The sequence below is a fragment of the Streptomyces sp. NPDC002867 genome, assembly GCF_053591895.1.
In genome coordinates, this window is sequence record NZ_JBSFUR010000002.1 from 88371 (window position 1) to 113330 (window position 24960).

General features: G+C 71.1%; 21 protein-coding genes and 2 pseudogenes. 11 read left to right on the forward strand and 12 right to left on the reverse strand.

What is annotated here, in order from left to right; all coding sequences use genetic code 11:
• The first annotated feature begins 120 nt into the window (after positions 1–120).
• Complete coding sequence (locus tag ACWD0A_RS01975; RefSeq protein WP_451293697.1) at positions 121–693, forward strand: RNA 2'-phosphotransferase; 573 nt, start codon at positions 121–123, stop codon at positions 691–693.
• Between the two features lie 105 nt (positions 694–798).
• Here ACWD0A_RS01975 and ACWD0A_RS01980 read toward each other — a convergent pair whose 3' ends face one another.
• Complete coding sequence (locus ACWD0A_RS01980; RefSeq protein WP_451293699.1) at positions 799–1698, reverse strand: LLM class flavin-dependent oxidoreductase; 900 nt, start codon at positions 1696–1698, stop codon at positions 799–801.
• A gap of 93 nt (positions 1699–1791) precedes the next feature.
• Here ACWD0A_RS01980 and ACWD0A_RS01985 point away from each other — a divergent pair, with 93 nt between their 5' ends.
• Positions 1792–2655, forward strand: a complete 864-nt coding sequence (locus ACWD0A_RS01985; protein ID WP_451293701.1) for an HAD family hydrolase — start codon at positions 1792–1794, stop codon at positions 2653–2655.
• Between the two features lie 57 nt (positions 2656–2712).
• Here ACWD0A_RS01985 and ACWD0A_RS01990 read toward each other — a convergent pair whose 3' ends face one another.
• From ACWD0A_RS01990 to ACWD0A_RS02010, 5 genes and pseudogenes are all read right to left on the reverse strand, one after another.
• Positions 2713–3876, reverse strand: a complete 1164-nt coding sequence (locus ACWD0A_RS01990) for a M23 family metallopeptidase (RefSeq protein ID WP_451293703.1) — start codon at positions 3874–3876, stop codon at positions 2713–2715.
• 125 nt (positions 3877–4001) lie between these two features.
• Positions 4002–4202 (reverse strand): annotated as a pseudogene (locus ACWD0A_RS01995) (histidine kinase); the annotation flags it as partial.
• A 124-nt stretch (positions 4203–4326) separates the two neighbouring features.
• Positions 4327–7884, reverse strand: a complete 3558-nt coding sequence (cydD, locus tag ACWD0A_RS02000) for a thiol reductant ABC exporter subunit CydD (RefSeq protein WP_451293705.1) — start codon at positions 7882–7884, stop codon at positions 4327–4329.
• 15 nt (positions 7885–7899) lie between these two features.
• The gene (gene cydB / locus ACWD0A_RS02005; protein ID WP_451293707.1) at positions 7900–8901 is read right to left on the reverse strand and encodes a cytochrome d ubiquinol oxidase subunit II; all 1002 of its coding nucleotides are present in this window, start codon (positions 8899–8901) and stop codon (positions 7900–7902) included.
• A 21-nt stretch (positions 8902–8922) separates the two neighbouring features.
• Positions 8923–10428: a cytochrome ubiquinol oxidase subunit I gene (locus ACWD0A_RS02010; protein ID WP_451294029.1), complete on the reverse strand. Its 1506-nt coding sequence runs from the start codon at positions 10426–10428 to the stop codon at positions 8923–8925.
• A gap of 200 nt (positions 10429–10628) precedes the next feature.
• Between ACWD0A_RS02010 and ACWD0A_RS02015 the strand changes: the two genes are divergently transcribed.
• On the forward strand, positions 10629–11039 hold the full coding sequence (locus ACWD0A_RS02015; RefSeq protein ID WP_451293709.1) for a cyclophilin-like fold protein: 411 nt from the start codon (positions 10629–10631) through the stop codon (positions 11037–11039).
• A 25-nt stretch (positions 11040–11064) separates the two neighbouring features.
• Here the strand turns inward: ACWD0A_RS02015 and hisC are convergent, their stop codons facing one another.
• Positions 11065–12144 (reverse strand): histidinol-phosphate transaminase, encoded by a 1080-nt coding sequence (gene hisC / locus ACWD0A_RS02020; protein ID WP_451293711.1) that lies wholly within the window; start codon positions 12142–12144, stop codon positions 11065–11067.
• 360 nt (positions 12145–12504) lie between these two features.
• On the opposite strand from hisC, the gene ACWD0A_RS02025 reads away from it, so the two are divergent.
• The 3 genes from ACWD0A_RS02025 to ACWD0A_RS02035 all read left to right on the forward strand — a co-directional run bounded on the left by ACWD0A_RS02025 (position 12505) and on the right by ACWD0A_RS02035 (position 15849).
• Entirely contained in the window at positions 12505–13617 is a 1113-nt protein-coding gene (locus ACWD0A_RS02025) for a LacI family DNA-binding transcriptional regulator (RefSeq protein WP_307714591.1), read from the forward strand.
• 161 nt (positions 13618–13778) lie between these two features.
• The gene (locus tag ACWD0A_RS02030; RefSeq protein ID WP_451294031.1) at positions 13779–14876 is read left to right on the forward strand and encodes a metallophosphoesterase; all 1098 of its coding nucleotides are present in this window, start codon (positions 13779–13781) and stop codon (positions 14874–14876) included.
• Between the two features lie 148 nt (positions 14877–15024).
• On the forward strand, positions 15025–15849 hold the full coding sequence (locus tag ACWD0A_RS02035; RefSeq protein WP_451293713.1) for a hypothetical protein: 825 nt from the start codon (positions 15025–15027) through the stop codon (positions 15847–15849).
• A 214-nt stretch (positions 15850–16063) separates the two neighbouring features.
• Here the strand turns inward: ACWD0A_RS02035 and thiC are convergent, their stop codons facing one another.
• Entirely contained in the window at positions 16064–17839 is a 1776-nt protein-coding gene (gene thiC, locus ACWD0A_RS02040) for a phosphomethylpyrimidine synthase ThiC (RefSeq protein WP_451293715.1), read from the reverse strand.
• A 196-nt stretch (positions 17840–18035) separates the two neighbouring features.
• Here thiC and ACWD0A_RS02045 point away from each other — a divergent pair, with 196 nt between their 5' ends.
• A complete protein-coding gene (locus tag ACWD0A_RS02045) occupies positions 18036–19364 on the forward strand; it encodes a YibE/F family protein (protein ID WP_451293717.1) in 1329 nt (442 codons plus the stop codon).
• A gap of 22 nt (positions 19365–19386) precedes the next feature.
• Here ACWD0A_RS02045 and ACWD0A_RS02050 read toward each other — a convergent pair whose 3' ends face one another.
• The 4 genes and pseudogenes from ACWD0A_RS02050 to ACWD0A_RS02065 form a co-directional block, all read right to left on the reverse strand.
• Positions 19387–19821 carry an SsgA family sporulation/cell division regulator gene (locus tag ACWD0A_RS02050; RefSeq protein ID WP_451293719.1) on the reverse strand — a complete coding sequence of 145 codons (435 nt, stop codon included), beginning with the start codon at positions 19819–19821 and terminating at the stop codon, positions 19387–19389.
• 142 nt (positions 19822–19963) lie between these two features.
• Positions 19964–20735: pseudogene (locus tag ACWD0A_RS02055) on the reverse strand (IclR family transcriptional regulator).
• A 263-nt stretch (positions 20736–20998) separates the two neighbouring features.
• Entirely contained in the window at positions 20999–21220 is a 222-nt protein-coding gene (locus ACWD0A_RS02060) for a DUF5326 family protein (RefSeq protein WP_451293721.1), read from the reverse strand.
• A gap of 122 nt (positions 21221–21342) precedes the next feature.
• Positions 21343–21660, reverse strand: a complete 318-nt coding sequence (locus ACWD0A_RS02065; RefSeq protein WP_307714585.1) for a cupin domain-containing protein — start codon at positions 21658–21660, stop codon at positions 21343–21345.
• Positions 21661–21707: 47 nt separating this feature from the next.
• Here ACWD0A_RS02065 and ACWD0A_RS02070 point away from each other — a divergent pair, with 47 nt between their 5' ends.
• The 4 genes from ACWD0A_RS02070 to ACWD0A_RS02085 all read left to right on the forward strand — a co-directional run bounded on the left by ACWD0A_RS02070 (position 21708) and on the right by ACWD0A_RS02085 (position 24951).
• Positions 21708–22085: a phage holin family protein gene (locus ACWD0A_RS02070; RefSeq protein ID WP_451293723.1), complete on the forward strand. Its 378-nt coding sequence runs from the start codon at positions 21708–21710 to the stop codon at positions 22083–22085.
• 51 nt (positions 22086–22136) lie between these two features.
• The gene (locus ACWD0A_RS02075; protein ID WP_451293725.1) at positions 22137–23270 is read left to right on the forward strand and encodes a cystathionine gamma-lyase; all 1134 of its coding nucleotides are present in this window, start codon (positions 22137–22139) and stop codon (positions 23268–23270) included.
• Positions 23271–23519: 249 nt separating this feature from the next.
• The gene (locus ACWD0A_RS02080; protein ID WP_451293727.1) at positions 23520–24410 is read left to right on the forward strand and encodes a LysR family transcriptional regulator; all 891 of its coding nucleotides are present in this window, start codon (positions 23520–23522) and stop codon (positions 24408–24410) included.
• Between the two features lie 61 nt (positions 24411–24471).
• On the forward strand, positions 24472–24951 hold the full coding sequence (locus tag ACWD0A_RS02085) for an NUDIX domain-containing protein (RefSeq protein WP_177149290.1): 480 nt from the start codon (positions 24472–24474) through the stop codon (positions 24949–24951).
• Positions 24952–24960: the final 9 nt, after the last annotated feature.

The window sequence follows — 24960 nt, forward strand, 5'->3', positions numbered from 1 at the left end:
GCTGTTGTCCACAGATTTGTCAATCTCCCTGTGGATAAGCCGAGTTGGTTGTGGACCAAACATTCGGGGCGCAAAAAAATTCCAGTGGCGTGGCCGACATCGTCGGGGCACGCTGAAGGTATGAACGCAAGACCCGTCGGCGCCTCCCCGGACGACCGGCGCACCGTCAAGGTGTCGAAGTACCTCTCGAAGCATCTGCGGCACCAGCCGGAGCGGATCGGCATCACCCTCGACGCGAACGGCTGGGTGCCGATCGACGAGCTGATGCGCGCGGCAGCGGAGCATGGCTTCCGCTTCACCCGCGCCGAGCTCGATCATGTCGTGGCCGTCAACGACAAGAAGCGCTTCACCGTCGACGGAGCCCGTATCCGCGCCAACCAGGGCCACACGGTGGACGTCGATCTCGGGCTCCCGCCGGCCGAACCGCCCGAGTACCTGTACCACGGCACCGTCGCGCGCAGCCTGGACGCGATCCGCGCCGAGGGACTGCGCCCGATGAACCGCCACGACGTCCACCTCTCGCCCGACCGGGAGACCGCCACCCGCGTCGGCGCCCGCCGGGGGCGCCCCGTGGTGCTGGCCGTCCACGCCGGCGCGCTGCACCGGGCGGGCCATGTCTTCCGGGTCAGCGCCAACGGCGTGTGGCTGACGGCCTCGGTACCCCCGGAGTTCATCCGCTTCCCGGGTGTCTAGCGGCCCCCCGCCCGTCTCGCTCCCCCGGGCGCCCCTGAGCCGCCGGTGCTGCGAGCGGTCGTGTGGCCGGGGCGGGGGGACGGGGCGTGTGGACGCCGCCGCCGGTCAGCGGCGGAGCTGTCCCAGGGCCTCCGTCGCGATCTGCTCGAAGACGGCCTGGTCGGCGGCGAAGACCGAGTCGGGGATGGGCGCGTGGATCACGATCTCGTCGAAACCGAGCGCGACGTGCCGGCCCGCGAAGTCGACGAACGCGTCCAGCGATTCCAGCGGCCGCCCCCGGTCGGGGGTGAACCCGGTCAGCAGGATCTTCTCCAGTTCGCCTTCGTCCCGGCCGACGTCGGCGCATGCCTTCGACAGCTTGTCCATCTGCCCGCGGAGGGCCTCGATCGACTGCTCGGGCGTCCCCGTCTCGAACAGCTTCGGGTCACCGGTCGTCACCCACGCCTGCCCGTGCGCGGCGGCGAGCCTCAGTCCCCGCGGCCCGGTGGCGGCGACGGCGAACGGCAGCCGCGGGCGCTGGACGCAGCCGGGGATGTTGCGCGCCTCGACCGCCGAGTAGAAGGTCCCCTCGTGGGTGACGGCCTCCTCGGTCAGCAGCCTGTCGAGCAGCGGCACGAACTCGGCGAACCGGTCGGCCCGCTCCCGCGGCGTCCACGCCTCCTGCCCGAGCGCCGTGGCGTCGAAGCCGACACCGCCCGCGCCGATACCGAGCGTGATCCGGCCGCCGGAGATGTCGTCCAGGGAGATCAGCTCCTTGGCGAGGGTCACCGGGTGCCGGAAGTTGGGGGAGGTCACGAGCGTGCCCAGCCGCAGCCGCTCGGTCGCGGCCGCAGCGGCGGTCAGCGTCGGAACGGCGCCGTACCAGGGCCCGTCCCGGAAGGTCCGCCACGACAGGTGGTCATAGGTGTACGCGGCGTGGAAACCGAGCTGCTCGGCGCGCAGCCACTGGTCGCGGCCGCCGTCGTGCCAGGGTCGTACGGGAAGGATCACGGTACTCAAACGCATGCATCGAGCGTACGGGGCGGCGCGCGGGAAAGCCGCCCCCTCAGATGTGCGCCCTCCCGCACGCCCGTGCACCCGGTACGGGAGAATGTCCCAGTGACCTCAGCTACCGATCCCCGCCACCTGCCCGCGACGCCCCGGCTGATCGCCACCGACCTCGACGGCACACTGCTGCGCGACGACAAGTCCGTCTCCGACCGGACCATCGCCGCACTCGCCGCCGCCGAGGAGGCCGGGATCGAGGTCTTCTTCGTGACCGGCCGCCCGGCCCGCTGGATGGACGTCGTGAGCGACCACGTCCACGGCCACGGCCTCGCGATCTGCGCGAACGGCGCGGCCGTCGTGGACCTGCACTCCGGCGGGCAGCTGCTCAAGGTCCGTGACCTGCCGAGGGCGAACGCGCTCGACGTGGTGACCGCCCTGCGGGCCGCGGCCCCCGGCACGTCGTTCGCCGTCGAACTGGCCACCGGCATCCACTACGAGCCGGAGTACCCGCCCTTCCACCTCGACCCGGGCGCGACCGTCGCCAGGGCCGAGAAGCTGCTCCACGAACCGCGGCCCGGCCTGGGCGCCCCCGTGCTCAAGCTGCTGGCCCACCACTCCGAGCTGACCCCCGACGGGTTCCTGGCGCTGGCCCGCACGGCCACCGTGGACCTCGCCTCCGTCACGCGCTCCAGCCCGACCGCCCTGCTGGAGATCAGCGGCCTGGGCGTGAGCAAGGCCAGCACGCTCGCCCTGTGCTGCGCGGAGCGCGGGATCTCGTCCGACGAGGTCGTGGCCTTCGGGGACATGCCCAACGACGTGGAGATGCTGACCTGGGCAGGCACCTCGTACGCGATGGGCAACGCCCATCCGGACGTCGTCGCCGCCGCCTCCGGGCGGACCGTCGCCAACAACGACGACGGTGTCGCCGTCGTCATCGAGCAGATCCTCACCCGGCACGCGCGGGCGCGGGGCTGACGGGCCCCGGCCTCGGTCGCCGGGGACGGGCTGCCCGTCGCCGGCGCGACGGCTGCGCTACACCGGGACACCGTGCGACCGCAGCCAGGCCAGCGGGTCGACTCCCGACCCCAGGTAGGGCGTGAGCCGCACCTCGAAGTGCAGGTGCGGCCCCGTCGAGTTGCCCGACGTGCCGGCCTGGCCGATCCACTGCCCGGTGCGCACCTGCTCGCCCTGGTCCACGGTCACCCCGGCCAGGTGCGCGTACTGGGAGTAGTAGCCGCCCGGGTGCTCGACCACGATCTCGATGCCGAAGCCGCCGCCGCAGGACACCGAGACCACCCGGCCCGCCCCGATCGCACGCACCGGCGCGCCGATGCCGACCGCGAAGTCCTGCCCCGTGTGCCGCCGAGCCCAGCGCTCGCCGACACTGTCGAACCCGGCGGACAGGCTGTAGTCCTCGACGGGCGTGACCCACTCGGGCCCGCCTTGGGGCAGCTCGGGCTGCTCGAGGCGTACGGCGCCCGCGCAGGAGCCCGCCGCCACGCTGGCGTCGGCCTCGCTCTGCAGCTGCCACTGCGCGGTCTCCAGTTTCGCCTCGATGCCCCGCTTGACCACCGCGAGCTGCGCGTTGCGCGTGGCGAGATTCCGCCAGGCGGCTTGCGCCTTCTGCTCGGCCCGTCCGAGCTGCCGCTCGGCCAGCCGGGCCCGCTCCAGCAGCAGGTTCACCGCCCGCTCCGTCTGCGCCGCGACACGGTAGCCACGCAGCAGCGCGTCGGGGTTGTCGGCGAGCAGCAGCCGTGCGGCGTGGGCAAGGGAACCGCCGGTGCGGTACTGCTCGCGTGCGACGCCGCCGATGGAGTCGTGGATGGCTCCGAGCTCCGCCCTCTGCTCCGCCAGTCTGGACTGGAGTTTCTCCGCCGTGACGCGCTGCGCCTCCGCCGCGCGGCTGCTCCGCTCGTACGCCGCTGTGGCCTTGGCCGCGTCGGCGAACAGCCGTGCCACTTCGACGGCGACAGGGGGCGCGGGCTGATCGGCCTCCGGGGCGAGGGGCGCGGGCCGGTCGAGTACGGGAGGCGCGGGCTGGTCAGGGACCGGCGGCTCGGGCTGGTCAGGAACGGGCGGCAGCTCGGAAGCGGCGGCCCACAGCTTCGGCTTCTCGGACGCCGCGGCGGATGCCGGCGCACCGAGGAGCGTGCACAGCACCACCGGAACGATCATCAGCCTGTCACGGTGTCTCAAGCACATTCCGTGATCGTCACCCGGCTTCGCCGCCAAGTCGGGCAACGGTGCGGTGTCGTACGGCCACCTGGCTCAGCAGGCACCGCGCTCGGGCGACAGACGCCCGCCGAACGGCCCCGCGGGACCTACAGCGGCGCCTCCCAGAAGACCGTCGTGCCCGCGCCGCCGTCCCCGGTGCCCGGTCCCTCGCCGCTCGACCCGCCCGATGACTCGGCACAGCGCGCCGGATCGCGCAGCCCGCTGCGCCGGCCCCCGTCCGGGATGCCCACGCCGTCGTCGGCCACGGTCATCCGGAGGCCCTCCGTCCCGGCGGGCAGTGCCGCGGTCCCGGGATCACCACTCCGCGCGACGTGGCCGGGTGTCGGAAGAGACCGCAACGATCTCCAGTCCGCGCCAGGGGGCCGCGGGCCCCGCCCGCGGTGTCGGACGGCTTCCCCGGCGACGGCATGGTCATGCTGTCGAGGCCGGTGAGGCAGAAAGTCGGGAGCCGTGGGCGTCGGCGGCCCGCTCCCGCTCCCGCATCGACCGCAACGGCCCCTCCACCAGGGCGAGCGCGTCGTAAGGCCCGCGCTGCACGACGCGCCCCGCCTCCAGCACCACGACCTCGTCGACGGCCTCCAGACCGCGCAGACGATGTGTGATCAGTACGGTCGCCGGGCCCGCGCCGCTTCGCTTCTCCGCGGCCGCGAGCAGGTCGGCGGTGAGCGCGTCGGCGGTCGCCAGGTCGAGATGCTCGGCGGGCTCGTCGAGGACGAGTACCGGGAAGTCCGCGAGCAGCGCCCGTGCCAGGGCGAGCCGTTGGCGCTGGCCGCCGGAGAGGCGGGCTCCGTGTTCCCCCACGAGCGTGTCGAGCCCCTCGGGCAGCGCGTCGGCCCAGTCCAGCAGGCGGGCCTCGCCGAGCGCCCGCCGGAGATCGTCCTCCGTGGCCTCCGGACGTGCGAGGCGCAGGTTCTCCCGCAGCGTGCTGTCGAAGATGTGGGCGTCCTGGGCGCACAGCCCCACGAGACGCCGTACCGCGTCGCCCTCCAGGGCCTCGGCCGGGACGCCGCCGAGCGTGTACGTCCCCGAGCCGGCGTCGAGGAAGCGGAGCAGCACGTGGGCGAGCGTGGTCTTCCCCGACCCGGAGGCGCCGACGACGGCCACCCGCCTGCCCGCCGTGAGGGTCAGGTCGACGCCGCTCAGCGCGTCCGCCTCCTGCCCGGCGTACCGGGCGCCGATGCCGCGCAGTTCCAGCGGGAAAGCGGTGGCGGGCGGTGCGGCCGGGTGCGACGGCTCGTGCACGGGCACAGGCGCGTCCAGCACCTCGTGGACTCGCTCGGCGCTGCGCTCGACCCGGCGGCGGTACTGCACGGCGAGCGGCAGTCCGACGACCGTCTCGAAGGCGGCGAGCGGTGTGAGGACCACGACCGCCAGGCAGACGCCGGTGAGCCGGCCGTCGTGCACCGCCTGGATGCCGGCGAACGCGGCACCCACCACGGTCAGGCCGCAGATCAGCGACGAGAGCCCGCCGCCGAGTGCGGTGGCGGCCGCTCCGCGCGCGGCGATGCCGGTCAGGATCCGGTCCGCGTCCCGCGCGGCCGCGAGCCGCCGGGGCAGCGCCCCGGCGACGGTCAGTTCGGCCGTTCCGCGCAGCAGGTCGGCCACCGTGGTGGCGAGCACTCCGCGCGCCGGCGCCAACTGCCGCTCGGCCCGCCGGGCGACGGCCCCGCTCAGCAGCGGCACGCCCACGCCCGCGGCCAGCAGGCCGGCGGCGAGGACGGCCCCCGCCTCGGGCAGCAGCCAGGCGGTGAACCCGACGGAGGCCGCGCCGACGACGACGGCCGCGCCCGCCGGAAGCATCCAGCGCAGCCAGTAGTCCTGGAGGGCGTCCACGTCGGCGACCAGCCGCGAGAGGAGGTCCCCGCGCCGGGTCCGGCGCAGCCCGGCGGGCGCGATCCGCTCCAGCCGCCGGTAGACCGCGACCCGCGTCTCGGCGAGCATGCGGAGCACCGCGTCGTGGGAGACCAGTCGCTCGGCGTACCGGAAGACGGCCCGTCCGATGCCGAAGGCGCGGGTGGCCGTGACCGCCACCATCAGGTAGAGCACCGGCGGCTGTTCGGACGCCCGGGATATCAGCCATCCGGACACGGCCATCAGTCCGACCGCCGATCCGAGGGCGAGGCTTCCCAGCAACAGGGCCAGGGCGAGCCGGCCGCGCAGTCCGTCCGCCGCCGCACGGACCCTGAGCAGCGGAGACCGTGCGCCGTCCGGGGCGTCAGCCCGTGCACCGGACGGCTCCGCGCCGGCCTCCTCGTCCGGCCGGACCGCCGCGGGCGCCTGCGCCGGTACGGCGTCACCGTGCCCCGTGGCGGAACCTCCGTCGGCGCGGGTGAGCGTGACCACACGGTCCGCCACGGCCAGCAGGGCCGGGCGGTGGACCACGAGCAGGACCGTGCGCCCCTGCGCCAGCCGGCCCACGGCCTCGACGACGCCCGCCTCCGTCATGCCGTCGAGCGCGGCGGTCGGCTCGTCGAGCAGCACCAGTGGCCGGTCGGCCAGGAACGCCCGGGCGAGCGCGAGCCGTTGCCGCTGTCCGGCGGACAGCCCCGCGCCGTCCTCACCGAGTACCGTGCCCGCGCCCTGGGGGAGTGCGCTGACGAAGTCGTACGCTCCCGCCTCCCGCAGGGCGGCGTGCACCGCCGCGTCGTCGGCGTCCGGGCGGGCCAGCCGTACGTTCTCCGCGATCGTCCCGGCGAAGAGGTACGGGCGCTGCGGCACCCAGGCGATCTGCTGCCGCCAGAGCTCAGGGTCGACGGCGGCGAGGTCGGTGCCGCCGATCCGCACCCGCCCCTCGGTCGGTTCCACGAACCCCATCAGCACGTCCAGCAGCGTCGACTTGCCGACGCCGCTCTCCCCGACCACGGCCACCGTCTCGCCGGGTTCCACCACGAGCGAGGCCGCGCGGGGAGCGGCCTCGTCGCGCCCGGGACGGCGTACGGTCACCGCGGTGAACTCCAGCCGGAGCTCGTCCGGGACCGGCCCGCCGCCGGTGCGCGTCGGCTCGGTGCCGAGCACCTCGAAGATCTCCTCGGCGGCCGCGAGACCCTCGGCCGCCGCGTGGTACTGCGCTCCGACCTGGCGCAGCGGCAGATACGCCTCGGGGGCGAGGATGAGGATCACCAGGCCGGTGTACAGATCGAGTTCGCCGTGGACGAGCCGCATGCCGATACTGACGGCCACCAGTGCCACCGACAGCGTGGACAGCAGCTCCAGTGCGAACGACGACAGGAAGGCGATCCGCAGCGTGCGGACCGTCGCCTGCCGGTACTGCGTGGTGATCGACCGGATCGACTCCGCCTGCGCCTTGGCCCGCCCGAACACCTTGAGCGTCGGCAGTCCGGCCACGACGTCCAGGAAGTGCCCGGAGAGCCGTGACAACAGCTGCCACTGACGGTCCATCCGGGACTGGGTGGCCCAGCCGATGAGCACCATGAACAGCGGGATCAGGGGCAGCGTCACCACGATGATCGCGGCCGAGACCCAGTCCTCGGTCACGATCCGGGCAAGCACGGCGACCGGGACCACGACCGCGAGCCCCAGCTGCGGAAGGTAGCGCGAGAAGTAGTCGTCCAGGGCGTCGATGCCGCGCGTCGCAAGCGTGACCAGAGCACCGGTGCCGCCCCCGGCCGGGCCGGTGCCGCCCACCGGGCCGGGGCCCAGCTCGGCCGCCCGCGCCAGCATCCGGCCGCGCAGCTCCGACTTGACCGCCGCGCTCGCCCGGTGGGCCGCCAGCTCGGTCAGCCAGGAGACGAGCGCACGGCCGGCAGCGACGCCCGCCAGCAGCACCAGCGGCGCCGACAGCCCCGACACGGTCAGCCCTCGCTGGAAGGCGCCGACCACGACCTCGGCGATGAGCATCGCCTGCGCGATGACGAGCACCGCGCCGACGAGCCCGAGAACCACCACCGCGCCCAGGAAGAGGCGGGTGGCACGGGCGTACCGCAGGAGCCGGGGGTCGATCGGTTTCACGTGAAACATCCCTCGCTAGTGGGAGTCGGCGAGGTGCTGGACGCCGATCCGCTTGCGGAACACCCAGTACGTCCAGCCCTGGTAGAGCAGCACCAGCGGTGTGGCGACCGCCGCCAGCCAGGTCATGATCTTCAGGGTGTACGGGCTCGACGAGGCGTTGGTGACCGTCAGGCTCCAGGCGTCGTCGAGCGTGGAGGGCATGACATTCGGGAAGAGCGTCAGGAACAGCATCGCCACGGCCGCCGCGATGGTCACTCCCGACAGCGCGAACGACCATCCCTCGCGTCCCGCCCTGATGGCTCCGACCGCACCGACCAGCGCCGTGACGGCGACCACCATGGCGACCAGACTGGTGCTGTCGCCTCGGGACGCCTGCGTCCAGGCCAGGAAGACCAGCGCCACGGCAGCGGTGACGAGCCCCAGCTTCAGCGCCAGTGCCCTTGCCCGCACCCGGATGTCCCCCACCGTCTTCAGCGCGGCGAAGACCGTGCCGTGGAAGGTGAACAGAGTGAGCGTCACGAGCCCGCCCAGCAGCGCGTACGGATTGAGCAGGTCGATCAGCCCGCCCACGTACTCCTTGTTCTCGTCGATCTTCACGCCGCGCACGATGTTGCCGAACGCCACGCCCCACAGCACGGCGGGCAGCAGCGACGTCCAGAAGATCGCGTGTTCCCAGTTGGTCTGCCAGCGCTCCTCGTCCCGCTTGTGCCGGTACTCGAAGGCGACACCGCGCACGATCAGGCAGACCAGGATCAGCAGCAACGGCAGGTAGAAGCCGGAGAAGAGAGTGGCGTACCACTCGGGGAAGGCCGCGAAGGTCGCACCGCCCGCGGTCAGCAGCCACACCTCGTTGCCGTCCCAGACGGGCCCGATGGTGTTGATCAGCACCCGGCGCTCGGCCCGGTCACGGGCGAGCAGCTTCGTCAGGACACCGACTCCGAAGTCGAAACCCTCCAGGAAGAAGTAGCCGATCCACAGAAAGGCGATGAGTACGAACCAGACGTTGTGGAGTTCCATGCCTCAAGCTCCTCAGCGGTCTCAGTACGAGAAGGCCATCGGCCGGTCGGCGTCACGGTCGTGGCCGCCGATCCGGGTGGGCGGGTTGAGGTCGGCTTCCGTCAGCTCGGGCGGTCCCGCCTTGACGTACTTCACGAGCAGCTTGACCTCGATCACGGCGAGCACCGCGTAGAGCAGGGTGAAGACGGTCATCGAGGTGATGACCTCCGCCTGGGACACACCGGGGGAGACCGCGTCCCGGGTCTGCATCACGCCGTAGACGACCCAGGGCTGCCGGCCCATCTCGGTGAAGATCCAGCCCCAGGAGTTGGCGATCAGCGGGAACGCCATCGTCCAGAGCGCCAGGAGCCAGTACAGCCGGGTGAGCCTTGTCCCGAGCGGCTTTCGCAGGAGTGCCAGGTGCGGCACCTCGTCCTCGCCGGTCCGCAGGGCGGCCGGCAGCAGGAACTTCTTCCGTGTGAGCCACAGGCCCAGCAGGCCGAGGGAGAAGGAGGCCATACCGAAGCCGATCATCCAGCGGAAGCCCCAGTAGGCGACCGGGACGATGGGCTTGTAGTCACCGGGGCCGAACTTCTCCTGCAGCGCCTTGTTGGTGTCGTTGATGCCGGGCACGTACGAGTCGAAGTCGCTGTGGGCGAGGAAGGACAGCAGCCCGGGTATCTCCAGGGCGACCTTGTTGTGCCCCTTGTCGACGTCCCCGTACGCGAACACGGAGAAGGGCGCCGGCTCCTCGCCGTCCCACAGTGCCTCGGCAGCGGCCATCTTCATCGGCTGCTGCTCGTACATGACCTTGCCGAGGGTGTCCCCGCTGACCGCGGTGAGCAGGCCGCCGACCGCCAGGGTGACCAGACCGAGCCGGAGCGAGGTCCGCATCACCGGGATGTGCTTCTTGCGCATCAGGTGGAAGGCGGCGATGCCGACCATGAACGCGCCGCCGGTCAGGAAGGCCGCCGAGAAGCTGTGGAAGACCTGGTTGAGCGTGGTGTTCTGGGTCAGGACCGCCCAGAAGTCGGTCAGCTCGGCGCGGCCCTTCTCCTCGTTGATCCGGTAGCCGACGGGGTGCTGCATCCAGGAGTTGGCCGCGAGGATGAAGTACGCCGACAGCAGCGTGCCGATCGAGACCATCCAGATGCAGGCCAGATGGATCTTCTTGGGCAGCTTGTCCCACCCGAAGATCCACAGGCCGATGAACGTCGACTCGAAGAAGAACGCGATCAGTGCCTCGAAGGCGAGCGGCGCACCGAAGATGTCCCCGACGAAGCGCGAGTAGTCGGACCAGTTCATGCCGAACTGGAACTCCTGCACGATCCCGGTCACCACGCCCATGGCGATGTTGATCAGGAACAGCTTGCCCCAGAACTTGGTGGCCCTGAGGTACTTCTCCTTCTCCGTCCGCACCCAGGCCGTCTGCAGTCCGGCCGTGAGCGCGGCGAGCGAGATCGTCAGGGGCACGAAGAGGAAGTGGTAGACGGTGGTGATGCCGAACTGCCAGCGCGCCAAGGTCTCGGGCGCCAGCGCCAGGTTCAGGTCCACGTCGTCTCTCCTTACATCGGCGTGGTCACCGCGGTCGCCCACCCATTCCCTTCCATACGGGATCAAGACGGGCGAGCTTGTGAACGCGTTCACATTCACAAGCAATTATGGCTTAAACGAAATCCGTAGTGCCTACCGGGGTCCCCCTAGGGGCCCTCTTCCCAAAATTTTCAACATATTGTTGAATCCTGGGCATGCAGATACGCATCTCCTGGCCCACCGGGCAGCTGACCGCCACGATCGACGAAACCCCCACGAGCAAGGCGCTCATGGGGGTTCTGCCGTTCTCCGCGACCGCGCGGACCTGGGGAGAGGAGGTCTACTTCGAGACCCCCGTCTCCCCCGCCCCGGAACCGGACGCGCGCCAGGTCGTCGAGCCGGGCACGGTCGCGTTCTGGACCGACGGCGACGCCCTGGCGCTGCCCTACGGTCCGACGCCCATCTCCCGGGGCTGGGGGTCCCCCCGAACGGAGTTCGGGGGAGAGTGCCGTCTCGCGAGCCCGTGCAATGTCCTCGGCCGCATCGACGGCGACCCGCGCCGGCTCGCGTCCGTCCGCGACGGCGACCCGGTCCGGGTGGAACAGGTCGCGACCGACCGGGCCTGAGAGCCGGACCGATCGGGCCCGAGACCTAGAGGGACGCGCGGAAGGTCTCGGCGGTGTGCAGGAACAGGTCGTTGGCCTCGTCCTCGCCGATCGTCACGCGCACGCCCTCGCCCGCGAACGGCCGCACGACGACGCCCGCCTTCTCGCAGGCGGCCGCGAAGTCGAACGTGCGCTCGCCGAGCCGCAGCCAGACGAAGTTGGCCTGCGTCTCCGGGACCGTCCAGCCCTGCTTCACCAGCGCCTCGTGCACGCGGATGCGCTCGCACACCAGCGAGCCGACCCGTCCCAGCAGCTCGTCCTCCGCCCGCAGCGAGGCGACCGCCGCGTCCTGCGCGAGCTGCGAGACGCCGAACGGCACCGCCGTCTTGCGCAGGGCGGCGGCCACCGGCTCATGGGCGATCGCGAAGCCGACCCGCAGCCCCGCGAGCCCGTACGCCTTGGAGAACGTGCGCAGCACCGCCACATTGGGGCGGTCGCGGTAGATCTCGATACCGTCCGGGACGTCCGCGTCGCGGATGAACTCGCGGTACGCCTCGTCCAGCACGACCAGCACGTCCGAGGGCACCCGGTCCAGGAAGCGCTCCAGCTCGGCCCGGCGCACCACGGTGCCGGTCGGGTTGTTGGGGTTGCAGACGAAGATCAGCCGGGTCCGGTCGGTGATCGCGTCCGCCATCGCGTCCAGGTCGTGCACCTCACCCGGGGTCAGCGGCACCGGCACGGACGTCGCACCGCTGATCTGCGTGATGATCGGGTACGCCTCGAAGGAGCGCCAGGCGTAGATCACCTCGTCGCCGGGGCCCGAGGTGGACTGCAGCAGCGACTGGGCGACGCCCACCGAGCCCGTGCCGGTCGCCAGGTGCGTGGCGGGGACCCCGAACCGCTCGGCCAGCTCACCGATCAGACCGGTACAGGCCATGTCGGGGTAGCGGTTGAAGTTCCGCGCCGCGGCCAGGGCGCTCTCCATGACGCCGGGCAGCGGCGGGTACGGGTTCTCGTTGGAGGAGAGCTTGAAGGCGACCGGGCCGTCGGCCGCCGCCGGCTTGCCGGGCTTGTACGTGGGGATGCCGTCCAGCTCGGCGCGCAGCTTGGGGCTCGTCTCGCTCACCGCAGGTCCTCCTCGATCATGCATGTTCGGTACCGCTCACCAATACTCCTCACCTTATGAGGATTCCTGGCTGCTGCGAATGGCCGCAGGCGAGGAAAAGGGGGGAGCGCGCCACCCTGGCGCACGCCGGTAGCTCACGCCGTGGCGCGCATCCCTCGTAGTGGTGAGTTGAGACCTCTTCGCAACCTGGGCCCCTCAACAGGCCCATGCGGCCGGATACCCGACACATTGAGCCACTTACCTCCAACTCCCTTGATATTCATTGAGTTTGAGCCCTAATGATCATGCAAAAACGTGCCTGTCAACGCCTGCATATGCGACCGGCCAGACCCACCGCGCGAGCCCTACTATCGGCTCGCCATGACAGCAGCAGGGAAGCACCAGGTGAGCCGGACGGACACATCCCGCCGGGGCAGCCGGCAAGGCCGGGCGGGCATCCGGGACGTCGCCGCCGCAGCCGGAGTCTCCATCACAACTGTCTCCGACGCGCTCAACGGCAAGGGGAGGCTCCCGGACGCCACCCGTCGGCACGTCCGCGAGGTCGCCGACCGGCTGGGCTACCGGCCTTCCGCCGCGGCCCGCACACTCAGAACCGGGAAATCGGGCTTAATCGGCCTGACCGTGACGACCTACGGGGATGAACCTTTCACCTTCACGGAATTCGCGTACTTCGCGGAGATGGCCAGAGCCGCCACGTCCGCCGCACTCGCCCGCGGCTACGCGCTCGTCATCCTCCCCGCCACCTCACGCCACGACGTCTGGTCGAACGTCGCCCTCGACGGCACCGTCGTCATCGACCCCTCCGACCACGACCCCGTCGTGACCGAGCTGGCGCGCCAGGGTCTGCCCGTCGTCTCCGACGGCCGCCCGGCCGGCACGCTCCCGGTCACCGCCTGGGTCGACAACGACCACGAAGCCGCCGTACTCGGCCTGCTCGACCACCTCGCCGCCGCCGGCGCCCGCCGGATCGGCCTGCTCACGGGCACCACCACCGACACCTACACCCGGCTGTCGACCACCGCCTACCTCGACTGGTGCGAGCGCGTCGGCCAGGACCCGGTCTACGAGTCGTACCCGGCGCACGACCCCTGCGCGGGCGCCGTCGCCGCCGACCGGCTGCTCGCCCGGCCGGACCGGCCCGACGCCGTCTACGGCCTCTTCGACCCCAACGGCACCGACCTGCTGGCCGCGGCCAGGCGGTACGGCCTGCGCGTCCCCGACGACCTGCTGCTCGTGTGCTGCAGCGAGTCGACCGTGTACGCGACCACCGAGCCGCCGATCACGACGCTGTCGCTCAAGCCCCGCCGGATCGGCACGGCCGTGGTCCAGCTGCTGATCGACGCCATCGAGGGGATCGACGAGGACCGGCCGGTCGAGCAGGTGATACCGACCGAACTGATCGTCAGGACGTCCTCGCAGCGCCGCCCTCCGCGCACCACGGTGAGCGCGCCACGCTCCCCGGCGAAGGACTAGACCAACCCAATTCGGGGCGAAAGGGCCGATGAACCAGGGGGTGCGGAAGGATTCACCACCCCTGGTGCGTCACACACCGCCGGGCTCATTCCTATGATGGGCGAACGACACCGCGGACCACCCCGACCAGGCTGGGCCGAGAGGTGAACGGCGGCGCGACGGTGGTGGAGGGGTCGATGACTCAGGGGGCCGGTCAAGGACCCGTGGTGCGGACGGCAACGCTGCGCGATTTCCGCGTACCGCCGTACGCGCAGGTTCCCGTGCAGTCGCAGTCCGTGGACCCCGGCCACGCGGGCCACCCCGGCAACGCGTTCCCCGAGGGAGAGCCGCCGGAGGGCTACACCCCCACCGCGCGCGACCTTCCCGTGATCACCCGCGGCGGACCGGGCGACACCGTCGAGGTGCAGGTCGCCGTGGACGACCGGCCCGCGCCCGACGGCCTCGGCCCGCTCTACGTCGTCGGCGACGTCCACGGCTACCTCGACGAGCTCGTCGCCGCCCTCGCCGAGAAGGGCCTCATCGACTCCGAGGGCCGCTGGTCCGCGGGCAACGCCCGGCTCTGGTTCCTCGGCGACTTCACCGACCGCGGTCCCGACGGCATCGGCGTCATCGACCTGGTCATGCGGCTCTCCGCAGAGGCCGCGGCCGCCGGCGGCTACTGCAAGGCGCTCATGGGCAACCACGAGCTGCTGCTGATCGGCGCGAAGCGCTTCGGCGACACCCCCGTCAACTCCGGTGCGGGCACCGCCACCTTCCAGGCGGCCTGGCTGCTCAACGGCGGCCAGAAGTACGACATGGACCGGCTGCAGGACGTCCACCTGCAGTGGATGGCCCGGCTCGACGCGATCGTGGAGGAGGACAGCCATCTGCTGCTCCACTCCGACACCACCGCCTACCTCGAATACGGCTCGACCATCGAGGACGTCAACGACGCGGTGCACGCGATCCTCACCCGTAATGACGCCGACGAGTGCTGGGACCTGTTCCGCAAGTTCACCAAGCGCTTCGCCTTCCGCGACGAAGGCGGCCCGCAGGCCGTGCGCGAACTGCTGGCCGCGTACGGCGGCACGCGCGTGGTGCACGGCCACAGCCCGATCCCGTACCTCCTCGGAGAGGTCGGCACCGAGGACGGCGAGGACGACGAGCGTCCCGTCGTCGAGGGTCCCCATGTGTACGCGGACAATCTGGCCATCGCCATGGACGGCGGAGTGACCATGGCCGGAAAGCTTCTTGTCCAGCAACTCCCGCTGCGGGGCTGACCAGGGCGGCGGCAGGCGATTTACGGAAACCCCCTGTCACGCCGTGCCGTAACCGCTCTACCATCGGCTTATCCGTAGCAGGCTCTCCTCCGTTTCCGCCCAACTGCCCGGCACACACGGGCGATCCGGCCCTACGGAGCATCGGGGGATGCACATGAACAGCGCTCCGCACCTGCTGAACGAGGACCGCGCCGAGTACGAGCGGGTCCTCGACGGCGCACTGCGCGACGCCCGCGAACGTCCGGATCCGGCCGCCGTGCGAGCGGGCCTGAGCACCGAACAGCTGCGCACCATGGCCCTGAACGCGACGGCGCTGATCACCGCCTCGGCCGCCGCCGAGTACGAGCACTATGTGAAGGTCCGCGCGGAGACACGCGCGCCCGCCGCCGCTTCGGTGGACGGCTCCCTACGCACCGCCCCGGCCGGCGAGGCGGCCGAGACCGGCGCCGGATTCGCGGCCGTCATCGCCGTCCTGGCGCCGCTCCTCGCGGGCACGGCGGCCGGGATCTTCCTGATCGTCGGCTACATCCTCAAGATGCTGAGCCCCACCCCGTCCTTCGCCGACACCCTGGTCTTCACCGGCTGGGTCTTCGGGGCGCTCACGGCCGCCGCCATCCTGGTGGCGGCCGTCGCACTGCTGCTCACCGCCCTGCGCAACGGCGCCAGCCACGTCGCGGACGGGCGGCAGGAGGGCGATCTGCCGGACGAGGTCCGGCTGGCCAAGGAGGCCTGGTGCGAGGCCCTGCTGGAGCGGGGCATCATGCCCTTCCTCCGCGCGGCCCTGGCCGACCCCGCCGCCACGGCGTCCCCCGCCGATCCCCCGCACCGCGTGAACCGCATCCCCAAGGTCGGCTACAGCGGGCCGGACTTCTCCAGTCCGGCCGAGGGCCGGGTCGCGGGCCGGCGTCCGACCTACACCAGCCCGGACTTCTCCAGCCCCGACTTCGGCGGCCCGGAGCACCAGCCGGACTGACCGCCGGCGCGCCACCCAACGAGCGGTCACAGCCGCCGTACGACCTGGGTCTCCGCCCGCTCCACCGACGTCCGCCTGTGCTCGTGGACGAGGGCCGGACAGAACAGGGCCGGCGCCGGCGGAGCCCAGCGCCGCAACCGGTCCGCGTACCGGGCGATGCCGGGAGGTTGTCCTCCCGCGGACGGGCGGGAGGACGCCGGGCCGTGACCGTGCGTCAGTCCGCGATGGGCAGGTAGACCCGGTTGCCCGCAGCGGCGAACTCCTTGGACTTCTCCGCCATGCCCGCCTCGATCTCCTCCTGATTGCCGCCGTGCTGTCGGCGGATGTCCTGGGAGATCTTCATCGAGCAGAACTTCGGACCGCACATCGAGCAGAAGTGCGCGGTCTTCGCCGGCTCCGCGGGCAGCGTCTCGTCGTGGAACTCCCGTGCCGTGTCGGGGTCGAGGGCCAGGTTGAACTGGTCCTCCCACCGGAACTCGAAGCGGGCGTCGGACAGCGCGTCGTCCCACTCCTGGGCGCCCGGGTGTCCCTTGGCCAGGTCCGCCGCATGTGCCGCGATCTTGTACGTGATGACGCCGGTCTTCACGTCGTCGCGGTTCGGCAGGCCGAGGTGCTCCTTGGGCGTCACGTAGCAGAGCATGGCCGTGCCCCACCACGCGATCATCGCCGCTCCGATGCCGGAGGTGATGTGGTCGTAGGCCGGAGCGATGTCCGTGGTCAGCGGGCCGAGCGTGTAGAACGGCGCCTCCTCGCAGATCTCCTGCTGGAGGTCGATGTTCTCCTTGATCTTGTGCATCGGGACGTGGCCCGGGCCCTCGATCATGGTCTGCACGCCCAGCCGCTTGGCGATCGTGTTCAGCTCACCGAGCGTCCTGAGCTCCGCGAACTGCGCCTCGTCGTTGGCGTCCGCGATCGAGCCGGGGCGCAGACCGTCGCCGAGCGAGTACGTGACGTCGTACGCGGCGAGGATCTCGCACAGCTCCTCGAAGTTCTCGTAGAGGAAGCTCTCCTTGTGGTGCGCCAGGCACCACGCCGCCATGATCGAGCCGCCGCGCGAGACGATCCCGGTCTTGCGGTTGGCCGTGAGCGGCACGTACGGCAGGCGGACGCCGGCGTGGACGGTCATGTAGTCGACGCCCTGCTCGGCCTGCTCGATGACCGTGTCCTTGTAGATCTCCCAGGTCAGTTCCTCGGCCTTGCCGTCGACCTTCTCCAGCGCCTGGTAGAGCGGCACGGTGCCGATGGGCACGGGGGAGTTGCGCAGGACCCACTCGCGCGTGGTGTGGATGTTGCGGCCCGTGGACAGGTCCATGACCGTGTCGGCGCCCCAGCGGGTCGCCCAGGTCATCTTCTCGACCTCCTCCTCGATGGAGGAGGTGACCGCGGAGTTGCCGATGTTGGCGTTGACCTTCACCAGGAACCGCTTGCCGATGATCATCGGCTCGATCTCCGGGTGGTTGACGTTGGCCGGCAGGACGGCGCGGCCCGCCGCGATCTCCTCCCGCACCACCTCGGGCGCGACGTTCTCGCGGACGGCGACGTACTCCATCTCCGGCGTGATCTCGCCGCGGCGGGCGTACGCGAGCTGCGTCACCGCCTGCCCGTCCCGGCCCCGCCGCGGCTGACGCGGACGCCCGGGGAAGACGGCGTCGAGGTTGCGCAGGCCCCCACGCGGCGACGTGTGCTTGATCCCGTCGTCCTCGGGGCGGACCGGGCGTCCCGCGTACTCCTCGGTGTCGCCGCGACCGGCGATCCAGTTCTCCCGCAGCGGCGGCAGACCCCGGCGTACGTCCGTCTCGATGTTCGGATCCGTGTACGGCCCCGAGGTGTCGTACAGCGTCACGTCCTTGCCGTTGGTGAGGTGCACCTTGCGGACCGGCACGCGAATGTCGGGACGCGAGCCCTCGACGTATCCCTTGTGCCAGCCGATGGACTTCCCGGCCTCGTCGTTCTGGTTCGAGGCAGGCGTGCGTGCGTCCGATACGGTCATGAGACCTACTCCCTACGCCGGCATTACCCGGTAACAGGTTCGGCGGTCGGCGCAGCTGTCCCGTACGGATGTACGAAGGTCAGCGCCCTCTCAGCCCGGTGCTCCGAGCTCCCGCGTGTGCAAAGGTGACACCACGCTAGCGTCATGTCTGGCGCGCTGAACAGAGGCCCCCTCTCGTTCTTGCGATGATCTGTCCGTGACCTCATCGCCGCAGCATCCCGAACAGCAGGGCCACGACCACGGCCATGTGCACAGTCACGGGCCGGCAGCGCCCGTCTCCCAGCACCTCCGCAAGGTCATCGCCGCGGTGCTGATCCCCTTCGCGACGGCCGTTGTCGTCGGCCTCGCCGTGCTGTGGCCCGGCGGGACGCCCGGCCACGAGCGCTCGGGGGTCGGCTTCGACCGGCAGACCGAGCAGGGCAAGGTGGTGAGCGTCGAGAGAGTCGACTGCAAGGACGTCAACGCCGGCCAGGTCCCGCCGACGGGCGACACGTCGACGCCCCAGGGCCGCGAGGCGGTCGCCGCGCAGCAGGGCGACTGCGGAAAGGCCACCGTCGAGGTCACCACCGGCAAGGACAAGGGCCGGAGGTTCGTCGAGATCGTCCAGCCCGACGCGCCGCGGCAGCTGAAGGAGGGCCAGGGCGTGGTGGTGGCGTACGCGCCGGACGCGCCCCGCGATCTGCAGTACTCGGTGACCGATGTGGACCGCGGATTCCCGATGGCTCTGCTGGCGGGCATCTTCGCCCTGGTGGTCGTCCTGGTCGGACGCATGCGCGGCGTGATGGCGCTGGTCGCGCTCGCCGTCTCGTTCGCCGTGCTGACACTGTTCATCCTGCCCGCGATCCTGCAGGGTGCGAATCCGCTGATCGTCGCGGTGGTCGGGGCGAGCGCGATCATGCTCATCGCGCTCTATTCGTGTCACGGCATCACCGCGCGGACGTCGGTCGCCGTGCTCGGCACGCTGATCTCCCTGCTGCTGATCGGCCTGCTCGGCTCGCTGTTCATCGGCTGGGCCAGCCTCAGCGGCAACACCGACGACAACACCGGCCTGATCAAGGGCCTCTACCCGAACATCGACATGAGCGGCCTGCTGCTCGCGGGGGTCATCATCGGCTCGCTCGGCGTGCTCGACGACGTCACCGTGACCCAGACGTCGGCGGTGTGGGAACTGCACCAGGCCGACCCGGACATGGGGCCGCGCGCCCTCTACCGCTCCGCCATCCGGATCGGCCGCGACCACATCGCCTCGGTCGTCAACACGCTCGTCCTCGCCTACGCGGGCGCGGCGCTGCCGCTGCTGCTGCTGTTCTCGATCGCCCAGTCCAGCGTGGGCACGGTGGCCAACAGCGAGCTGGTGGCGGAGGAGATCGTACGGACCCTGGTGGGCTCGATCGGCCTGGTCGCCTCCGTGCCCGTGACCACCGCGCTCGCCGCCCTGGTCGTGTCCGCGGACCGCCCGGGCCGGGCGGTCGTCGGGGCGGCCGCGCCCGCGCGGGGCGGCAGGGGGCGGCGCCGCAAGAAGTAGCCGGGCGGCCGGTGACCGGCCGTCAGCCGGCGTTCTCCTCGGCCAGAATGCGCCCGAGCGCCTCCTCCAGGCTGACCTCGAAATCACCCAGCGCGAGCTCCTGGCCGAGCGGCACCAGCTTGTCCGTACGGTCGAGGAACGCGACGAGCGGCGGCGCGCCGACGCGGAACAGCGCGGAATCGCTCCCGACGCGCAGGCGGATGTGGACGTCCGACAGCGCCTCGGGCCGGGTCGGCGCGATGTGCACGTCGCCGTCCCCGCTCGGCGTGTTGATCCCGTCGAGCAGCAATTCCCGGCCGAAGGCCCAGGTCACGGGCGCGTCACCGGGAAGGTGGAAGGTCATCCGCACCGCGTACGGATCCGACGTGTCGTAGCGCAGCTCCACCGGGATCCGGAAGGACAGCTCCTCGGAAACGAGAAATCTCATCAGAACCTCGGCCTGGACCGACTCGCGCATCACGTACCTCGCAGTAGCTGAAGCAATCAATGAACCGTGCTGACGAAAAGAGGAAAACGGCCAGGAACGATCGCTGCCGGCTCTCTTGGCCTTGTCGACGCCATGGTGCTGGAAGCGGCAGCAGATCACAAGGAGTGATATTTCAGATACTGATAGAGAACGCAAGCGGCGTCGGCAGGCCGCCGATCCTTGCCTGTAGCTGTTCAACTGCCGAGTCCAGCCTGGCCTCTTGGTGCACGGGGAGGGAAGACGGCCATCGTCGCAGCCGTGTCACCCGCTGTGATCGGGATGGCCGTGCAGACCGTGCCCAGCGCGTACTCCTGGCGTTCGACGACCGGTTCCCCGCGCCTGAGGGGGGCGAGCCGCTCCAGGAGCGCGGCCCGGTCGCGCACCGAAGGGGGCGTCACCGGCTGCACGGGGTGGCGGTCGAGGTGGTCGCGGCGGGTGTCCTCGTCGAGCCGGCTGAGCAGGCACTGTCCGATCGCACGGGCGTGCCCGGTCTCGCGGAAGTCGGCCCGTTCCCGGACGGCCGGGGTGTACGGCGAATCCGCGATCGCGACGAGCTCGATCTCGCCAGCGCGGTAGACGGCCAAGCAGACGGCGACGCCGATCGCGTCCCGCCAGTGCGTCAGTGAGTCCTCGACGGTGCTGCGACGATTCCGCACGCGCCCGCTCCCGGCCAGTCGGCCGATCGCGTCCCCGAGCGTGAACACGCCTTTGTCCCGGCGGAGATAGTCCTCGTGCGTCAGGGTGCGCAGCAGGTGATAGGCGGTGGGCAGCGGAATGCCGGCTTCACGCGCGAGCTGCTTGGCGGGGGCTCCGCCCTCGTGCGCCCCCGCCGCCTCCAGCAGCCGGAGCGCACGCTGCACCGAGCCGATCAGGGTAGGGACAGCGGCGTTCGTAGCCCCGGCCAAAGGTCACCCCCAGGCGTGGTGACGGGCAGCGTGCCCGCCCGCGGGGGCCGCCCCCGCGCGGCCGCCGCGACCCCGGACCCTGAACAGCCGGCCTGAACAGGCGGTCAGCCCCGGGCCGGCATGGTGCTCCGGCCGGCGCACACGTGCGCAGAGATATCCGAGGGGGCGGCAGAGAGCTGCCACTCTAAGGGCAGCACCCGGCACGGGGCGGGCTTTGTCCGGCCCGTTCCCCCGGCCGGGCTAACGGACGTCCGGCGCCCCGCTCACCAGTCCCCGCGCGACGAACCCGAGGACGCCATGAACTTGCGTACGAGGAAGACCAGTCCGCCGACCAGGGCGACGAAGAGCAGCACCTTGAAGAGCACGCTGATCACGAACGTGACGACGCTCGTGATCAGACCGCCGAACACGGCAAGGGCGATGACAGGCACCGCGATCCACTTCACCCACCAGGGCATCCCCGTGAACATCTCCCGCACGGCCATCGTCCCTACCTCGTTTCTCCGACTGCGTGCCTTCGATGCTAGGCGGCGGGACGCCGTGTCCGGGGGCCCGCGATCCCTTGAAGTCCCCTGAGTGAACCCCTAGGGACCGTGCGGGGTCCGGCTCAGCTCTCGGGGGGAGAGAAGACCACCATGACCCGCAGGTCCTCGCTGATGTGATGGAACTTGTGCGGCACCCCCGCCGGCACGTAGACGACGCTGCCCCGCCCGACCTGGGTCGTCTCCATGCCCACCGTGATCGAGGCACGGCCGCTGACGACGAGGTACACCTCGTCCTGGTTGTGGGGCAGTTGCGGATCGACCTGTCCGGCGTCCAGCGCGTAGAGGCCGACCGACATGTTCCGCTCCCGCAGGAACTGCAGATACGCGCCGTCGTTGGCAGCGCGTTCCGCCTCCAGCTCATCCAGTCGGAATGCCTTCATCCGTCCGCCCCTGCACTTGGCCCGATACGTCTGCCACGATCAGACACATGATGAATTTCCTAGTCAAGACGATCGCCAATGCGGGGGCCCTGCTGGTGGCCATCTGGCTTCTGCAGGACATCACCCTCACCGGTGACAGCACCGGCAAGAAGGCGTGGTCCCTCATCCTGGTGGCGCTGATCTTCGGCCTGGTGAACTTCCTCGTCAAGCCCGTGGTGAAGCTGCTCACGCTGCCGCTGTTCATCCTCACCCTCGGCCTGATCACCCTGGTCATCAATGCGCTCATGCTGCTGCTGACCTCGTGGCTCGCCGACGAACTCGATCTGAACTTCCATGTGGAGGGCTTCTGGACCGCCGTGCTGGGCGGCCTGATCATCTCCGTCGTCTCGTGGGCGCTGAACGTCGTCCTGCCCGAGAAGGACTGATCACGGCATGAGGTCCGGCATCGCACGAGACGCGGCCCAGGAGCGGCGGGCATGACGGGTGCACCCCGGGGAGACGGCACACGAGCGGTACGGGCGGGGCTGCCCGATCCGGTGAAGTACGAACCGTCCCTGCCGGGCCCCGTCTTCGCGGCCCACTTCCATCTGCCGGGCGAGCCCACCGGCCCCTACACCTACGGCCGCGACGAGAACCCGACCTGGACCCGCCTGGAGCAGGCGATCAGCGAGCTGGAGGCGCCGGGGGAAGCCGTCGAGACGGTCGCGTTCGCGTCCGGGATGGCGGCGGTCTCCGCCGTTCTCCTGTCACAGCTGCGGTCCGGCGACGCGGTCGTCCTGCCCTCCGACGGCTACCAGGCACTGCCCCTGGTCCGTGAACAGCTGCAGGCGTACGGCATCGAGGTCCGCACGGCCCCCACCGGCGGCGACGCACAGCTGTCCGTCCTCGACGGGGCACGGCTGCTGTGGATCGAGACGCCGTCCAACCCCGGCCTCGACGTGTGCGACGTACGGCGCCTGACCGAGGCCGCGCACGCCACCGGCGCGCTCGTCGCCGTCGACAACACGCTCGCCACCCCGCTCGGGCAGCGGCCGCTGGACCTCGGCGCCGACTTCTCGGTGGCCAGCGACACCAAGGGCATGACGGGACACGGCGACCTCCTGCTCGGTCATGTGACCTGCCGCGACACCGCCCTGGCGGCGGGCGTGCGGCGCTGGCGGAAGATCGTCGGGGCCATTCCGGGACCGATGGAGGCCTGGCTCGCCCACCGTTCGCTCGCCACCCTGCACCTGCGTGCCGACCGGCAGTGCGCGAACGCCCTGTCGCTCGCGCAGGCCCTCGGCGCACGCCCGGAGGTGACCGGCCTGCGCTATCCGGGACTGGCCACCGACCCCTCGCACGCGGTCGCGTCCCGGCAGATGCGGCGCTTCGGGTGCGTGGTCTCCTTCGTCCTGCCCGACCGGGCGCACGCGGAACGCTTCCTGGACGGCCTGCGGCTCGTCGACGAAGCCACCAGCTTCGGCGGCGTGCGCTCCACGGCAGAGCGGCGGGGACGCTGGGGCGGCGACGCCGTCCCCGAGGGCTTCGTCCGCTTCTCCGCCGGCGCGGAGGACGCCCAGGACCTCGTGACCGACGTGCTGCGGGCGCTGGACGAGGCGGCCGCCCGCTGACGGCCCTGGCAGGCGCTCCAGGCACGGCCCGGCCGGAAGGGCACCGTGGACGACCGGGCGGCTGTGGCGAACGGTCCGAGCCTCCCCCCCTCGACGGCTCGGACCGTTCCGGTTCCTGCGCGCCGAGAACCGTGCGTTCAAGGCTAGTTGACTGTGCGTCAGTGTCCAATCACGCTGACGACAGGGACCTATCGACTTATTTATAGTTGGCAGGGTTCGGGCGCAACGTCGGACCGGGAGGGACATGGCATGGATCTGGCCCTGCTGCGCACATTCGTCACGGTGCACCGGGCCGGCTCCTTCACCCGCGCCGCGGCGCTGCTCGGCCTGTCCCAGCCGGCCGTCACCGGCCAGATACGCACGCTCGAACGACAGCTCGGCCGCCCCTTGTTCCTGCGCCAGGCCCGCGGTGTCACCCCGACCACCATCGGAGAGGAGCTCGCCCACCGGGCCGCCCCGCATCTGGACGCCCTCCTGGAGATCGCCGAGGCGGGGCTCGACGACGAGTCGCCGGTCCGCACGATCCACCTCGCCGGACCGCCCGAGTTCACCGCCCTGCGCGCCCTGCCCGCCCTCGCCCCGCTGATCGGCCGGGGCCTCGCTCTGCGCACCGCGTTCGGCAACGCCGAGGAAACCCTCGAAGGTCTCGCCGCCGGCCACCACGACGTCGCCATCGCCACCACGCGGCCCCGTGGACGGCTGCTCGCCTCGACCGCCCTGTGGGACGAGGAGCACGTCCTCGTCGCCGCCCCCAGGTGGGCGGCCCGCCTGGGGCCGGACGAACTCCGCAAGGGCCATGTCGTCCTCGAGCAGCTGCCGGTCGTGGAGGTGCACGAGTCCCTGCCCCTCGTCTCCCGCTACTGGCACGCCGTCTTCGACTCCCCTCCGGCCGCCGCCGGCGCCGTCATCGCACCCGATCTGCGCGCGGTGCTGGAGGCCGCCGCCGTCGGCGCAGGCCTCGCCGTCCTGCCGCGCTACCTGTGCGAGGACGCGCTCGCACAGGGCCGGGTCGTCACCCTCCTCGACCCTCCCGTGCCGCCGCTGCGCACGTACTTCCTCGTCATACGCACCGGGACACTGGCCCACCCCCATGTCGCGCGGGCCCACGAGAAGCTGCTGCGCGCGGCCGATGGCTGGTGAGGCGCCGCACGCGAGGGGCCGCAGGAGTTTCAGAAGCGGCGACATGGGCCACTCTCTTGCCATGACCGAACGACCAGTGGTCAAGCGCACCGCACGCGCCATTCTGCTCGACGGGAACGACCTCGTCCTGATCAAGCGCACCAAGCCCGGTGTCGACCCCTACTGGCTCACGCCGGGCGGCGGCGTCGAGCCGGAGGACGCCACCGTCGTCGACGCCCTTCACCGTGAGGTCCACGAGGAGCTCGGGGCCAAGATCACCGACGTGGTGCCGTGCTTCGTGGACACGGTCGAGCACATCGCCGACGGCGGCGTGACAGGCGTGAAGGTGCAGCACTTCTTCGTCTGCCGCCTGGAGTCCATGGACCCGTCGCTGCGGCACGGTCCGGAGGTCGACGAGCCGTGCGGGGAGTACGAGATCGTACGCGTCCCGTTCAGCAGGGTCGGGATCGCCGCGGTCCACCTGGTGCCGCTCTCCCTGCGCCACTACCTGGACGGCAACATCGAGGGTGTGCGGGCGATGCACGCCCCCGACCTGGGCTGACGCCCACGA